The following is a 1,053-nucleotide window of genomic DNA, read 5'->3' as shown; positions in this document are numbered from 1 at the left end:
CTTATTGGTTGAATTCAGGGCGGGTGACGGCCGAACATGCGGAGGCAATGGGCGATTCTCCGCGAGCTTCGGTCTGGCGGGCGGCCACGGAGGAAGCCCAAGGGTGGGCGGACCAAAGAGCGTCTACCGCGGACGCCCACTGGATACAGAGTACTCATCATGCCATCGGTGCGCGTGTTAGCAGCGTCTTGGGGCCGATAGGGAATCTTGTTGATGCAACGAAAATCCTTACGGACGCCGCGCGCGGCGATTGGCGGGAACTGTCGGCGAACACGAGTAGTGTCTTACTTGGAGTGGGTTTCGCGAAGGTTGGGGCCGTAGTAGCTGGTGCAGCTTTCGCTCCGGCCCTTGCGCCTGCTATCGCCGCCGCAGGTGGAGCCGCGCTCGGAACCTGGCTAGCAAATGAATACGGTCGAGATCTGTACGACAGCATACGAGAGACTGCTACAAATGTTCTGGAAGAACTCGGGGGCGCTAGCGGTGTACTTCAATCCGCCTGGGACTTCTGGGTCGGTGACTTGATTGGCGACGTGCGCGACTTCTTCAACCGCGGCGAGTCCCACGCCTCCCCCATCATCCTGGACCTGGACGGCAACGGCATCTCCACGCTGGGTCTGGATGCCGGCGTACAGTTCGACCACAACGGCGACGGTTTTGCGCAGGCCACCGGCTGGGTGGGGCCCGAGGATGCGCTGCTGGCGATGGATCTGACCGGGAACGAGGAGATCGAGACCGGCAGCGAGCTGTTCGGCAATGCCAGCGAGATCGAGGATGGCGTGACGGCCATGAACGGGTTCGAGGCGCTGGCCATCCACGACACCAACGGCAACGGCCGCATCGACCCGGGCGACGAGGCCTGGGATGACCTGCGCCTGTGGCAGGACACCAACGGCAACGGCGAGGTCGACGACGGTGAGCTGCTGACCCTCGACGAAGTCGGGATCGGCTCGATCGACCTTGGCTACACCAACTCCACCTACGTGGACGAGCACGGCAACGAGCACCGCCAGATCGGGCGGTTCGAATGGGCCGACGGCCCTATCAGTCAACGTA

The 1,053-nt window shown here is 63.0% G+C and carries 1 pseudogene; it reads left to right on the top strand.

Annotation, left to right across the window (positions count from 1 at the left end):
• Nucleotides 1–455 precede the first annotated feature (455 nt).
• A pseudogene (locus tag B1A74_RS13865) lies at nt 456–1,053 on the top strand (calcium-binding protein); the annotation flags it as partial.

The sequence above is a fragment of the Thioalkalivibrio halophilus genome (genome assembly GCF_001995255.1).
GTDB lineage: Bacteria > Pseudomonadota > Gammaproteobacteria > Ectothiorhodospirales > Ectothiorhodospiraceae > Thioalkalivibrio > Thioalkalivibrio halophilus.
The sequence above is the reverse complement of the archived record's forward strand: the minus strand, read 5'-3'. Positions and strand labels throughout refer to the sequence as shown.